The following is a 14,253-nucleotide window of genomic DNA, read 5'->3' as shown; positions in this document are numbered from 1 at the left end:
TGACTGATTGGTATTTTTAAGTCATCAGAGCGCAAATGCCTCCGCCGGCAGACTCATCAGGCATTCGCTGCCCGCTTCCACCGCCGCGCGGTGCGTAGCGGTACGTGGCAACAGGCGCTTGAAATAGAACTCGCAGGTAGCCAGCTTGGCCTTGGCGAAGTCGGCATCATCCTGCTCAAGGGCAGCGATCGCCATGCGCAACCATAAGTAGGCAAGTACCACGTAGCCGCTATACATCAAGTAATCCACAGCCGCCGCGCCGACCTCATCGGGGTTTTTCATGGCGGCCATACCGACCTTAGTGGTCAGTTCGCCCCATTCCCCATTCAGTTGATTGAGCTGCGCCACATAGGCCTTGAGCTCCGCGTGCTCGGCATTCGCCACGCAGAACTTATGCACAATCTTGGTAAACCCGCGCAGCAACTTGCCCTGGCTGCCGAGCACCTTGCGCCCCAGCAAGTCGAGGGCCTGGATGCCGTTGGTGCCCTCATAGATCGGCGCGATCCGCGCATCTCGCGCCAGTTGTTCCATGCCCCATTCGCGAATGTAGCCATGGCCGCCGAAAATCTGCATGCCGTGGTTGGTCACCTCCAGGCCGGTGTCGGTCATAAAGGCCTTGCAGATCGGGGTGAGGAACGCCAACAGGTCTTCCGCCTCCTGGCGCCGGGCCGCGTCGCTGCTCAGGTGCGCAGTGTCGAGCAACTGCGCGGTGAAATAAGTCAGGGCGCGGTTGCCTTCGTTGAAGGCTTTCATGGTCAGCAACATGCGCCGCACGTCGGGGTGCACGATGATCGGGTCGGCGGCTTTGTCCGGGGCCTTGGCGCCGGTCAGGGCGCGCATTTGCAGGCGGTCGTTGGCGTATTTGATTGCGCCCTGGAAGCTCGCCTCGCCGTTGCACAAGCCCTGCATGCCGGTGCCCAGGCGCGCGTGGTTCATCATGGTGAACATGCAGTTGAGGCCTTTGTTCGCCTCGCCGATCAAAAAGCCCTTGGCCCCGTCGAAGTTCAGCACGCAGGTGGCCGACGCCTTGATGCCCATCTTGTGTTCGATGGAGCCGCAGTGCACCGCGTTGCGCTCGCCCGAATCCGCATGGAACTTGGGCACGATAAACAACGAGATGCCCTTGGTGCCCGCCGGCGCGTCCGGCAGCTTGGCCAGCACCAGGTGGATGATGTTCGCACTCATGTCGTGCTCACCGGCCGAGATGAAGATCTTGCTGCCGGTGAGCGCATAGCTGCCGTCCGCCTGGGGCGCGGCGCGGGTCTTGATCAGGCCCAGGTCGGTGCCGCAGTGGGCTTCGGTGAGGCACATGGTGCCGGTCCACTCGCCGGCGGTGAGTTTGCTCAGGAAGGTGTCTTTTTGCTCCGCGCTGCCGTGGGCGTGGATCGCCGACATCGCGCCATGGGTCAGCCCCGGGTACATGCCCCAGGACGTGTTGCTGGAGCCGATCATCTCGCTGAGCACCAGACCCAGGGATTGTGGCAAGCCTTGGCCGCCGTAGGCCGGATCTGCCGCCACGCCGTGCCAGCCGCCTTCGACGTATTGGGCGAAGGCTTCCTTGAAGCCCTTGGGCGTGGTGACCACACCGTTATCGAAATGGCAGCCTTCTTCATCGCCACTGCGGTTCAGCGGGGCGAGCACGTTTTCGCAGAATTTCGCGCCTTCTTCGAGGATTGCGCTGACCATGTCCGGGCTAGCGTCGGTCGCGCCCAGCGCAGTGTAGTGGCCGTGGAAATCAAACACGTTGTCGATCAGAAAGCGCATGTCGCGCAGGGGAGCTTTGTAGTCAGGCATGGCAATGTCTCCGGCAGCAGATGGCTCCAACCTACTGCCGGCAACACGCCTGGACAATCACTGTAGCGCTGCTGAATACAGCGCCATTACTCAACCGGCAGCGCTCTCCATGCGCACCGCGCCACGCCGGGTTTGCCCGGCCGCGATCACGCAATTGCGCCCCGCGCCCTTGGCGGCGTACAGCGCCTGGTCGGCGGACTTGAGCACTTCTTCGCTGGTGCGCTGCTCGGCCTGGCGTTCGGCCACGCCGATACTCACGGTCACCGACACACTGGTGGCCCCGCTGCCCACGCGCCGCTGGCGACCTTGCTGATCGTCTTGCGGGCGGTCCGGATTGCGCAGCTTGATGTCGTAGTTGGCGATGATCTCGCGGATCTCTTCCAGGTGCGGCATGCATTCGTCCAGGGTCTTGCCGGCAAACACCACGGCGAACTCTTCCCCGCCATACCGATAAGCGCGCCCGCCACCGTTGACCTTGGCCAACTTGCTCGCCACCAGGCGCAGCACCTGGTCCCCCACGTCGTGGCCATGGGTGTCGTTGAAGCGCTTGAAGTGATCGACGTCGGTCATGGCCAACACGTAGTTGCGGCCCAAGCGCTGCATGCGCTCGTTCAACGCACGGCGCCCCGGCAGGCCGGTCAGCTCGTCGCGGAAGGCCATTTGATACGCCTCATGGGCCACGCCGGCGGCGATCATCAGCATCACTTGGCTGCACATGATGTTGAGGGTGAACGGCAGGATGAAGGTTTGCGGCAACATCCAGAACAACCCGACAAACCCCACTAACTGCGCCGCGTGCAGCGGACGTGGCTGATACCAGTACTGCGCCGCCAGGGTCAGGAAGCCGATCAGGAACATCGGGTATGACAATTGGATCAAGCTCATCCAGTTGCCATGCAGCGCCGGCCAGCGAATCTCCGCCAGCCAGTTCAGCAGCGCCTGGGGATAACTTTGCTCCAGCGCCAACGCCACGCTGCCGACGGCAAACAGCACCGCACAGCGTGCGACGAAGTCGCGGAACAGGTGGGTCTTTTCCTGCCACAGCGCGTAGATGCTGAACAACAGCGGCAACAACAGGCAACACAGATGGAACACCACGGCGGCGTCTTCGCGCACGCGGCCGTTGTCGCGGTAGTAATCGGTCTGGGTATCCAGCAAGAAGTAGGCGATATACACCGTGATCATCAGGAACAGTTCGCGCTGGCGACGGTACACCGCGCAATACGAACCGCCGAGCAACAGCACCAGGGTCGGCAGCACGTTGAACAGCGAGGTGAAGAAGACGTTGAGGTCTTTGACGTACGCAGCCGACAGCCCGGCCAGCAACAGCAGCAACGAAGGGAGAAAATGACTGAACCGTACAGCGGACACGCGTGACAAGGGTAAAACTCCGACCCGTAAAAATGATGGCATTTTGCCTTTATGCGAACAGTTAAGCACAACCTGGCACGCATGTATCACATTGCCATCACTGTAACGGCAGCCGCCGCTAATCCCTGAGCGCTGCACTGGGGTTTTTTATCGCCCACAAAAAAGCCGCCGCTCCCGTAAAGGAGCGGCGGCTCTGGAAGTGAACCCGGTAAGGCTTAGTAAGCCAGGCCGAAGTCTTCTTCTTTCATGTCCATCAGGTTGTTGGCACCCGACAGCATGGTGGCTTTATGGGCCAGGGTACGCGGCAGGATGCGCTGGAAGTAGAAGCGCGCGGTCTGCAGCTTGGCAGTGTAGAACGCCTCTTCCGTGGTGCCAGCGGCCAGTTTTTCGGCTGCCAGGCGCGCCATGTCGGCCCAGAAGTAAGCCAGGCAGGCGTAACCGGAATACATCAGGTAATCCACCGAGGCGGCACCGACTTCTTCGCGGTCTTTCATCGCGGCCATGCCGACCTTCATGGTCAACTCGCCCCACTCTTTGTTCAGTGCCACCAGCGGTGCGACGAACTCTTTAACGGCTTCGTTGCCTTCGTTGGCCTGGCAGAACTTGTGCACGATCTTGGTGAAGCCCTTGAGCGCTTCGCCTTGGGTCATCAGCACTTTACGGCCCAGCAGGTCGAGGGCCTGGATGCCGGTGGTGCCTTCGTACAGCATCGAAATGCGGCTGTCGCGCACGTTCTGCTCCATGCCCCACTCGGCGATGAAACCGTGGCCGCCGTAAATCTGTACGCCGTGGTTGGCGGATTCAAAACCGACTTCGGTCATGAACGCCTTGGCAATTGGCGTCATGAACGCCAGCAGGCCGTCGGCTTGCTTCTTGGCTTCGTCATCGGTGCCGTACTTGACGATATCCACTTGCTTGGCGGTGAAGTACACCATCGCACGGTTGCCTTCGGCGAAGGCTTTCATGGTCAGCAGCATGCGGCGCACGTCAGGGTGCACGATGATTGGGTCAGCGGCCTTGTCCGGCGCTTTCGGGCCAGTCAGGGAACGCATTTGCAGGCGGTCGCGAGCGTACTTCAGGCCACCCTGGAAGCCGATCTCGGCGTGGGACAGACCTTGCAGCGCTGTGCCCAGGCGCGCGGTGTTCATAAAGGTGAACATGCAGTTCAGGCCTTTGTTCGCCGGGCCGATCAGGAAACCGGTGGCCGCGTCGAAGTTCATCACGCAGGTGGCGTTGCCGTGGATGCCCATCTTGTGTTCCAGGGAACCACAGGTCACAGCGTTGCGCGCGCCAATCGAACCGTCTGCATTCGGCAGGAACTTCGGCACGATAAACAGCGAGATGCCTTTGGTGCCAGCCGGTGCGTCCGGCAGGCGGGCCAGCACGATGTGGACGATGTTGTCGGCCATGTCGTGTTCACCGGCCGAGATGAAGATCTTGGTGCCGGAGACTTTGTAGGAACCGTCGGCCTGAGGCTCGGCCTTAGTGCGCAGCATGCCCAGGTCGGTGCCGCAGTGCGGCTCGGTCAGGCACATGGTGCCGGTCCATTCGCCCGACACCAGCTTGGTCAGGTAAGCGTCTTGCTGCTCGGCGGTGCCGTGCTCGGAAATGGTGTTCATCGCACCGTGGGACAGGCCCGGGTACATGCCCCACGACCAGTTGGCGGCGCCGACCATCTCGCTCACTGCCAGGCCCAGGGATTCCGGCAGGCCTTGGCCGCCGTGCTCCACGTCGTGGGCCAGGCTTGGCCAGCCGCCTTCGACGAATTGTTTGTAGGCTTCTTTGAAACCCGTAGGGGTTTTAACGCCTGACTCACTCCAGGTACACCCTTCGATGTCGCCCACGCGGTTCAACGGTGCCAGTACTTGCTCACAGAACTTGGCGCCTTCTTCAAGAATGGCGTCAACCATGTCCGGGGTAGCGTCCTGGCAAGCCGGCAGGCTTTGATAGTGCGCTTCATAGCCAAGCAGTTCGTCACGAACGAAGCGAATATCACGCAAGGGGGCCTTGTAGTCAGGCATAGCGATAAACCTCTGCTGATGTATCTGGAATGAACAACCGCGTGGATTTGTTGTAGCGGTCAAACAGGTGTTTGAAACATACGTTTACGACCTGGGGATGTCAAGACGCCGTTTGTCATGACGCCAATCAATGACGCGCACGGCGATGCTTGCGGCGGGTTGCCACAGCAAAGGAAAGTGTAGGAGTTCAGAGGGTTGGCGCAGGACAAATGTGGGAGCTGGCTTGTGTGGGAGCTGGCTTGCCTGCGATGCAGGCGCCGCGGTGTATCAGAAGAATCGAGTAGAGGCCATCGCAGGCAAGCCAGCTCCCACAGAAGAGCCGGCAAGCCTGAAGAGAGGGGGTTAAGCGTAGGTGTCGATCAACGTACCAAGCATTTCATCCGAAGCCTTGGCAACCTTGGCGCCCAGCTCCACTTGAAACTTGCCTTGCGCCATCTCGACCATATTGCTCGCCGAGTTGGAAGGCTGGGCACGGTCATTGGCGCGCAGACGATCAACCTGCGCATCCGAGGGCTGGGTCGTCGCGGCGCTGGCGATTTTGCCGGCGGCCTGGTCGACACGGTTCTGCCCGGTCTGAATGGTGCTCAGGCCCGAATAAAACGCGCTGCTTCCAGAGATGTCCATGGCGTAAGCCTGCCTTTAGAGAATCGTGAACGCTGATTGAAGCAGAGAAACCGGCAAAACACCCGTCAAAAACACTAATGGCACAATGCCTTAGTGATAGCCAAAATCAGTCAAGCAGGTCCAACTGCAAGTACTCCGCGACGGCTTCGGCCCCGGCGTGCTTGAGTTTCGGCACGCGGCCCAGGCATGGCGCAGGCAGGCGTTCGGCCAAGGTGGCGAGGTTTTCTTCCAGACGGGAGGTCTTCGGGTCGATGATATTCGCCACCCAACCCGCCAGCGGCAAACCGTCCCGCGCAATGGCTTCGGCGGTGAGCAACGCATGGCTGATGCAACCCAAGCGCACGCCCACCACCAGGATCACCGGCAGCTTCAACGCGATGGCCAGGTCCGACAGATTCGCCTGGTCGGCCAAGGGTACGCGCCAGCCACCCGCGCCTTCGATCAGGGTGAAATCCGCGTCCCGCGCCAACACCTGCTGCATGGGCTTGAGCAACGATTGCACCGTGAGCGCAACGCCGGCTTCCCGTGCCGCCAAATGCGGTGCGATGGCCGGTTCGAATGCCACCGGATTCACCTCGGCGTAACTCAGCGGCAATGAACATTCGGCCAACAACGCCAGTGCATCGGCATTGCGCAGGCCCTTGGGCGTGACCTGACAACCAGATGCCACCGGCTTACCGGCGGCGGTACTTTTTCCGGCCTGTCGCGCCGCATGCAGCAGCCCGGCGGCGACGGTGGTCTTGCCGACGTCGGTGTCGGTGCCCGTAATGAAATAAGCGACGCTCATAACGGTTTCTCCAGTACTGCGTACACCACCTGGTAAGTCGCCGGCAGGCCCTGGGCCTGTCGGAACTGCTCGTAAGCGTCCACCAGTGCAACAATCCGCGCGCGCCCCGTCAACCCTCCCGGCCGGCCCGGGTTGAGGTTATGCGCGCCCAGTGCCTTCAATTCATGGGTCAGGCTGCGCACATCCGGGTAATGCAACACATGGGGCTGGCGCGCCAGGCTGACCACGCGCAATCCGCTGGCCGCGCACAACTGCTGGTACGCCTCGAAGGTGCGGAAGCGGTTGACGTGCACCAGGCCATCCGCCGCGCTCCAGCTTTCTCGCAACTCATCCAGCGTGCCCACGCACAAGCTGGCGAACGCCAGCACGCCACCGGGTTGCAGCACGCGATGGGCCTCGCTGAGTACGGACGCGAAATCCGCACACCACTGCACCGCGAGGCTGGAGAAGATCAGCTGCAAGCTTTCAGTTTTAAGCGGCAAGCGTTCGGCGTCGCCGGCGATGAAATGCTGCGCGCCGCCCAACGGCCGGGCGTGGTTGAGCATGCCTTCGGCGATATCCAGCGCCACGCCTTGGCTGGCGGGCAAACGCTCGCCCAGCACACGGCTGAAGTATCCCGTGCCACAGCCCATATCCAGCCAGCGTTGTGGCGCGAGGGCCGCCGGCAGGCGGGCGAGCAGTTCACTGCCCACCGCGCGCTGCAACTCGGCCACGCTGTCGTAACTGGCCGCTGCACGGGAAAACGACGCCGCTACCTGGCGCTTGTCTGGCAAGGCGCCCGGCAGTTGGGGGTGGGATAAATCAGTCATCAACGCACTCATGCAAAAAAGCCTGGATGGCCCCCGCGACACCGTGGGGGTCTTCCAGAAGAAAAGCGTGACCGGCCTGTTCAATCAGGCCGATTTCAACATCCGGAAGCACGCTCAGCAGGGCGCTTGCCGCTTCGGCGGGCACCAGTTCATCCAGCCCGGCGAACAGGTGCATCTGCGGGCCGCGATACGCCAGCAAGGCGTCGCGGGTATCGAGTTGGGCGAGCAGTTCAAGACCGCTCATCAACACGCTGGAGGGCGTATTCGGCGCCCCACTGACCAGCAAACGCGCCAGCCCACGCGGATCCGCAGCGCCCTTGGCGCACAGCAGGCCGAAGCGTTTGAGGGTGACTTGGGAATCTGCATGGCAACCGGCGAGGAAGGCGTCAAAGGTCTCGGCGGGCATCGCACTCGGCCAACCGTCATGGCCGACGAAACACGGGTTGCTCGCCAGGGTCAGCAGGCCGCAGCAACGTTCGCCGCGCCGCGCCGCCAGCTCCGTAGCGAGCATGCCGCCGAGGGACCAGCCGCCCAGCCAGGCGTTGTCCGGCAATGTGGCGTCGAGTTCATCCAGCCATTCGTCAAGGTCGCTGGAGTCCAGCGCCGGCAACGGCTCGATCTGCACCCGCAGGTGTTCGTCGAGGCCCTGCAAGGCGGCGGCCAAGGGTTCCAACGGCGATACGCCGAGGCCCCAGCCGGGTAACAAGATCAGTCGATCACGCATGGTCGGGCTCCGTGGCGCCTAACAAGCGGAAACACTCTTCCAATGCGTTTAACAATAGCTGCACCTGCGCCTCGGTGTGGGCCGCCGTCAACGTCACGCGCAAACGCGCGCTGCCGGCCGGCACGGTGGGCGGACGGATTGCGGTAACCATCAGGCCACGCTCGCGCAGCATCTGCGACAGGCGCACCGCCTTGGCGCTGTCGCCGATCAGGATCGGCTGGATCGGCGTAAAGCTCGCCATCAAGTCCAGGCCCAACTGCTCGGCGCCCTCGCGGAACTGGCGGATCAGGCCGTTGAGGTGCGCGCGGCGCCAATGCTCGGTGCGCAGCAGCTCCAGGCTTTTCAACGTGGCGCAGGCCAGCGCCGGCGGTTGGCTGGTGGTGTAGATATACGGCCGCGCGAACTGGATCAGGCTTTCGATCAGCTCTTCACTGCCCGCCACAAAGGCACCCGCCGTGCCAAACGCCTTGCCGAGGGTGCCAACCAACACGGGCACGTCGTCCTGGCTCAAGCCGAAGTGCTCGACGATCCCGCCGCCGGTGGCGCCCAGCGGACCAAATCCGTGGGCGTCATCCACCATCAGCCACGCGCCTTTTGCGCGGGTTTCACGGGCCAGCGCGGGTAAATCGGCCAAGTCGCCGTCCATGCTGAACACGCCATCGGTGACCACCAAGGTGTTGCCGGTGGCCTTTTCCAGACGCTTGGCCAGGCTGTCGGCGTCGTTGTGCAAATAGCGATTGAAACGCGCCCCAGACAGTAAACCGGCATCCAGCAGCGAAGCATGGTTAAGCCGGTCTTCCAGCACCGTATCGCCCTGCCCCACCAGCGCCGTGACTGCGCCGAGGTTGGCCATGTAGCCGGTGGTAAACAGCAGCGCGCGCGGGCGGCCGGTGAGGTCGGCCAGGGCTTCTTCCAGCTCATGGTGTGGCGTCGCATGCCCCACCACCAAGTGCGAAGCGCCACCGCCCACGCCCCAGCGGGACGCACCGGCGCGCCAGGCTTCGATCACTTGCGGGTGATTGGCCAGGCCCAGGTAATCGTTGTTGCAGAACGCCAGCAACGGCTGGCCGTCCACCACCACTTCCGGGCCCTGGGGGCTTTGCAGCAGAGGGCGTTGGCGATAAAGATGTTCGGCACGGCGGGCAGCGAGGCGCGCGGAGAGATCGAAAGACATGCTGGCCTCGAATAAGCAGACTGAACGCGGTCCAAATGTGGGAGCGGGCTTGCTGTGGCGAGGGAGCTTGCTCCCGCTCGACAGCGCAGCTGGAGCCGGCTTTTTGGGGGCGCTTCGCACCCCAGCGCAAGCAAGCTTGCTCGCCACATCAAGCCAGCTCCCACACTGGATTGCATTCCAATCAATAGAGAGATGGGCGTCAAACCACTGCGTTGTAGAACTGCTCGCTGCTCTTCTGCTCCACCAACGCCTGCTCAATCGCTGCCTGATGCACCTCATCGGCGTGCTCTTCACGCGCCTCCGGCAAGATCCCCAAGCGCGAGAACAGCTGCATGTCCTTGTCCGCCTGCGGGTTCGCAGTGGTCAGCAACTTGTCGCCGTAGAAGATCGAGTTGGCACCAGCAAAAAACGCCAGGGCCTGCATCTGTTCGTTCATCGCCTCACGGCCAGCCGACAGGCGTACGTGGGACTGCGGCATGAGGATGCGCGCCACGGCGAGCATGCGGATAAAGTCGAACGGGTCGATGTCCTCGGCGTTCTCCAGTGGCGTACCGGCCACCTTCACCAGCATGTTGATCGGCACCGATTCCGGGTGTTCCGGCAGGTTGGCCAGTTGGATCAGCAGGTTGGCGCGGTCGTCGAGGGACTCGCCCATGCCGAGGATGCCGCCGGAGCAGATCTTCATCCCCGAATCCCGGACGTAGGCCAGGGTTTGCAGGCGCTCGCTGTAGGTGCGAGTGGTGATGATGCTGCCGTAGAACTCCGGCGAGGTGTCGAGGTTGTGGTTGTAGTAGTCGAGACCGGCCTGGGCCAGGGCTTCGGTCTGCTCCTGGTCGAGGCGACCGAGGGTCATGCAGGTTTCCAGGCCCATGGCCTTCACGCCCTGGACCATCTGCAACACGTAGGGCATGTCCTTGGCCGACGGGTGCTTCCACGCGGCACCCATGCAGAAGCGCGTCGAACCGATGGCCTTGGCGCGGGCGGCCTCTTCGAGGACCTTCTGCACTTCCATCAGTTTTTCTTTTTCCAGGCCGGTGTTGTAGTGGCCCGACTGCGGACAATATTTGCAATCTTCCGGGCAGGCGCCGGTCTTGATCGACAGCAAGGTCGACACCTGCACACGGTTGGCGTCGAAATGCGCGCGGTGCACGGTCTGCGCCTGGAACAGCAGGTCATTGAACGGCTGCACAAACAGCGCTTTGACTTCGGCGAGGGACCAATCGTGACGCAAGGTGGCGGTGGTGCTGGCGCTCATGGGCGATTCCTTGATTATGCTTTGGCAAGCGCTGCGGGAAGGGCAATACCCACAGACACGACACGGATGCTCGGCATATTTAAGGAAGATTCATGCACTGTCAACCTGACTACAAACACCAGGTTTACATCTGGTTAAAAAACGAACATACCTGTTTAATCTGCGATGAAGCGACACACTCCAGCCATTGTGTGTGCAACGTCTGCGAAACCGAGCTGCCTTGGCTGATGACACCCTGTGAAATCTGCGCCCTGCCCTTGCCGATGGACGGTCTGATGTGCGGCCAATGCCTGAAAAAACCACCCGCCTTTAAACAAGTGATCGCACCCTGGACCTACGGCTTCCCAATCGACAGCCTGATCAGCCGCTTCAAGCACCAGTCACGCTGGCCACTCGGGCAAATGCTCGCGCGGCTGTTGGGCCAGCACTTGCAACACCGCTTCGACAACGCCGAACTCACCCGCCCCGACTGCCTGCTACCCGTGCCCATGGCGCGCAAACGCCTGCGTGAGCGTGGCTTCAACCAGGCGCAAATGCTGGCGCGGTGGCTCAGCCAAGACCTCGACATCGCCGTTGATGAACACCTGCTGTTACGTCCCCAGGACACCGTCGCGCAACAGGCCCTCGACGCCAAAAGCCGTCAGCGCAACCTGCTCACGGCCTTCGCCCTGGCCGCCAACGCCGACGTGACGGGCCGCCACTTCGCCCTGGTGGACGATGTACTCACTACCGGCGCCACCGCCCATAGCCTCGCCCGCCTGTTGAGCAACGCCGGCGCGCGGCAAGTCGATGTGTATTGCCTGGCCCGCACGCCTAAACCGGGCGCCTGACTTGACGTCGCCGCGCCTTGCCCGCAACGTTCGGCTCATCTCATCCAAGCGTGTCGCCATGTCCCTGCCAGCCTCCCTCAGCCAACACATCATCCGTCGCCCCCAACGCATTGCCTTGCTGGGGCACATCGCCGAACAGGGCTCGATCACCCGCGCGGCAAAAAGCGCCGGCTTGAGCTACAAGGCCGCCTGGGACGCCATCGACGAACTGAACAACCTCGCGCAAAAGCCCCTGGTGGAACGCAGCGTCGGCGGCAAGGGCGGCGGCGGCGCCAAGTTGACGGCCGAAGGTGAGCGGGTGTTGCGCCTATACCAACGCCTGCAAGTGTTGCAGGCAGAACTGCTGGGTTCGGATGAGGCCGCCAGCGACTTCAATCTGCTCGGCCGCCTGATGTTGCGCACCAGCGCGCGCAACCAGTTGCACGGCCAAGTCATGGCGATTGAAAGCCATGGCCGCAATGACCTGATCCGCCTGCAACTGGCCGGCGGCCTGACGCTGCAAGCGCAGATCACCCACGACAGCACCCAGCGCCTGGAATTGGAGACCGGCGTGGAAGTGGTCGCCCTGATCAAGGCCGGCTGGCTGGAATTGCTGGCTCCCGGCGCCGCTGCAACACCTGGACACAATTGCATGGGCGGCAGGATCGACGCGATTCTCGACGCCGACGACGGCCCCAGCGAAGTGCGCATCGCTCTGCCCAATGGCCAGGTTTTATGCGCCCTGGCGCAGTCCGACGCGCTCAGGGCCTTGGGCGCCGCCGAGGGCCAGGCGATCCAGGTGCAATTCGCGCCGAGCAATGTGCTGCTCGGTACGCCGGTGTAGGCAACGCCCGCCGTCAAACTGCAACAATTTCGTCACGCGCGCTCCTTAAGGTGTCTGCAAAAACCGCAGGGAGCCTGAGATGAGCCTATTAGAAGAAAACCAAGCCACCGACCTTGAACAGATGGTTGGCCTCACTCGCCGCCGCTTTATCGGTGCTGGCGCCCTGTGCGGCGCGGCGATGTTCCTCGGCGGCAACCTGCTGAGCCGCAGCGCGATGGCCGTCAACGCCGCTTCCACCAGCCCGTTGCTGGGTTTCACCAGCATCGCCGCCGCCACCAGCGACGCCATTACCTTGCCACCCGGCTACAGCGCTTCGGTGTTGATCAGTTGGGGCCAACCGCTGAGCAAGAACGCGCCAGCGTTCGACCCTTCCGGCAACGGCACGGCCGAGGCCCAGGAACAACAATTCGGCGACCACAACGACGGCATGAGCCTGTTCGCCTTCCCCGGCGAAGACAATCGCGCGCTCATGGCGATCAACAACGAATACACCAACTACCGCTACCTCTTCGCCCACGGCGGCGCGCCGCAATCGGCCGAAGAAGTGCGCAAGGCCCTGGCCAGCGAAGGCGTGTCGGTGATCGAAGTGCGGCGCCAGGGCGACACCTGGCAGTTCGTCCAGGACTCACGCTACAACCGGCGCATCCACGGCAACTCGCCGATCCGCCTGGGCGGCCCCGCGGCTGGCCACGCCTGGCTGAAAACAGCCGCCGACAAAACCGGCACCAAAGCCCTCGGCACCTTCCAGAACTGCGCCAACGGCAAGACACCGTGGGGCACTTATCTGACCTGTGAAGAGAACTTCACCGACTGCTTCGGCAGCAGCAACCCACAACAAACCTTCGACGCCGGGCAAAAGCGCTACGGCGCCGTGGCCGCCAGCAAAGAGATCAACTGGCATCAGCACGACCCGCGCTTCGACATCGCCAAGAACCCCAACGAACTCAATCGCCACGGCTGGGTGGTGGAAATCGATCCGTTCGATCCAAAGTCCACCCCGGTCAAGCGCACCGCCCTCGGCCGCTTCAAACACGAAAACGCGGCGCTGGCCGAAACCAGCGACGGCCGCGCCGTGGTGTACATGGGCGACGACGAACGCGGTGAGTTCATCTACAAGTTCGTCAGCCGCGACAAGATCAACCACAAGAACCCCAAGGCCAACAAAGACCTGCTCGACCACGGCACCTTGTATGTGGCGATCTTCGACGCCGGCGACGGCAACGCCGACCATCCCAAGGGCAGCGGCCAATGGGTCGAACTGACCCATGGCAAGAACGGCATCGACGCCAGCAGCGGTTTCGCCAGCCAGGCCGAGGTGCTGATCCACGCGCGCCTCGCCGCCAGCGTGGTGAAAGCCACGCGCATGGACCGCCCGGAATGGATCGTGGTCAGCCCCACCGATGGCCAGGTCTATTGCACCCTGACCAACAACGCCAAGCGCGGCGAAGACGGCCAGCCGGTGGGCGGGCCCAACCCTCGGGAGAAAAACGTCTACGGCCAGATCCTGCGCTGGAAGGCCGACGCCGATAACCACGGCGCCCACACGTTCAGCTGGGACCTGTTTGTGGTGGCCGGCAATCCGGGCGTGCATGCCGGTACGCCGAAAGGTGGCTCGTCAAATATCAACCCGCAGAACATGTTCAACAGCCCCGATGGCCTGGGCTTCGACAAGGCCGGGCGCTTGTGGATTCTTACGGATGGGGACTACAGCAACGCAGGCGACTTCGCCGGAATGGGCAATAACCAGATGCTGTGTGCCGACCCGGCCACTGGGGAAATCCGCCGCTTCATGGTCGGACCAGTGGCGTGTGAGGTGACAGGCATCAGCTTCTCGCCGGATCAGAAGACGCTGTTTGTGGGGATTCAGCACCCGGGAGAAACCGGAGGTTCGACCTGGCCGGAGCATTTGCCGAACGGCAAGCCGCGCTCGTCGGTGATGGCGATTCGGCGGGATGATGGTGGGATAGTCGGCGCCTGATAGGGCCTCATCGCAGGCAAGCCAGCTCCCACAGTTGAAGGTATTCACAACTCCAACTGTGGG

Annotated in this window: 12 protein-coding genes; 3 read left to right on the top strand and 9 right to left on the bottom strand. The window is 62.6% G+C overall.

The features are described from left to right. Nucleotides 1-24: 24 nt before the first annotated feature. The 9 genes from ACU688_RS19340 to bioB form a co-directional block, all read right to left on the bottom strand. Nucleotides 25-1,794 carry an acyl-CoA dehydrogenase C-terminal domain-containing protein gene (locus tag ACU688_RS19340; protein ID WP_448185983.1) on the bottom strand — a complete coding sequence of 590 codons (1,770 nt, stop codon included), beginning with the start codon at nt 1,792-1,794 and terminating at the stop codon, nt 25-27. A 90-nt stretch (nt 1,795-1,884) separates the two neighbouring features. After that, complete coding sequence (locus ACU688_RS19335; RefSeq protein ID WP_448185982.1) at nt 1,885-3,174, bottom strand: GGDEF domain-containing protein; 1,290 nt, start codon at nt 3,172-3,174, stop codon at nt 1,885-1,887. Between the two features lie 206 nt (nt 3,175-3,380). Beyond that, nucleotides 3,381-5,186, bottom strand: coding sequence for a phenylacyl-CoA dehydrogenase (locus tag ACU688_RS19330; protein ID WP_448185981.1), 1,806 nt, complete (start codon nt 5,184-5,186; stop codon nt 3,381-3,383). A 342-nt stretch (nt 5,187-5,528) separates the two neighbouring features. Then, complete coding sequence (locus ACU688_RS19325) at nt 5,529-5,810, bottom strand: hypothetical protein (protein ID WP_017739535.1); 282 nt, start codon at nt 5,808-5,810, stop codon at nt 5,529-5,531. A gap of 106 nt (nt 5,811-5,916) precedes the next feature. Further along, nucleotides 5,917-6,597, bottom strand: a complete 681-nt coding sequence (gene bioD / locus ACU688_RS19320) for a dethiobiotin synthase (RefSeq protein WP_124527157.1) — start codon at nt 6,595-6,597, stop codon at nt 5,917-5,919. After that, nucleotides 6,594-7,406: a malonyl-ACP O-methyltransferase BioC gene (gene bioC / locus ACU688_RS19315; RefSeq protein WP_448185980.1), complete on the bottom strand. Its 813-nt coding sequence runs from the start codon at nt 7,404-7,406 to the stop codon at nt 6,594-6,596. Before bioC ends, bioD begins: the two co-directional genes overlap by 4 nt. Then, complete coding sequence (locus tag ACU688_RS19310) at nt 7,399-8,130, bottom strand: alpha/beta fold hydrolase (protein ID WP_448185979.1); 732 nt, start codon at nt 8,128-8,130, stop codon at nt 7,399-7,401. The genes bioC and ACU688_RS19310 overlap by 8 nt, the downstream gene beginning before the upstream one ends. Further along, entirely contained in the window at nt 8,123-9,304 is a 1,182-nt protein-coding gene (bioF, locus tag ACU688_RS19305) for an 8-amino-7-oxononanoate synthase (RefSeq protein ID WP_448185978.1), read from the bottom strand. Before bioF ends, ACU688_RS19310 begins: the two co-directional genes overlap by 8 nt. A gap of 199 nt (nt 9,305-9,503) precedes the next feature. Further along, nucleotides 9,504-10,559 carry a biotin synthase BioB gene (gene bioB / locus ACU688_RS19300; protein WP_122487227.1) on the bottom strand — a complete coding sequence of 352 codons (1,056 nt, stop codon included), beginning with the start codon at nt 10,557-10,559 and terminating at the stop codon, nt 9,504-9,506. Between the two features lie 92 nt (nt 10,560-10,651). Between bioB and ACU688_RS19295 the strand changes: the two genes are divergently transcribed. The 3 genes from ACU688_RS19295 (at nt 10,652) to ACU688_RS19285 (ending at nt 14,190) form a co-directional block, all read left to right on the top strand. Continuing rightward, complete coding sequence (locus ACU688_RS19295) at nt 10,652-11,389, top strand: ComFC family protein (protein ID WP_448185977.1); 738 nt, start codon at nt 10,652-10,654, stop codon at nt 11,387-11,389. 58 nt (nt 11,390-11,447) lie between these two features. Beyond that, on the top strand, nt 11,448-12,212 hold the full coding sequence (locus ACU688_RS19290; RefSeq protein WP_448185976.1) for a TOBE domain-containing protein: 765 nt from the start codon (nt 11,448-11,450) through the stop codon (nt 12,210-12,212). Nucleotides 12,213-12,291: 79 nt separating this feature from the next. After that, complete coding sequence (locus ACU688_RS19285) at nt 12,292-14,190, top strand: PhoX family protein (RefSeq protein ID WP_448185975.1); 1,899 nt, start codon at nt 12,292-12,294, stop codon at nt 14,188-14,190. The last annotated feature ends 63 nt before the right edge of the window (nt 14,191-14,253 follow it).

Source organism: Pseudomonas acericola (SeqCode) (genome assembly GCF_053456465.1).
The sequence above is the reverse complement of the archived record's forward strand: the minus strand, read 5'-3'. Positions and strand labels throughout refer to the sequence as shown.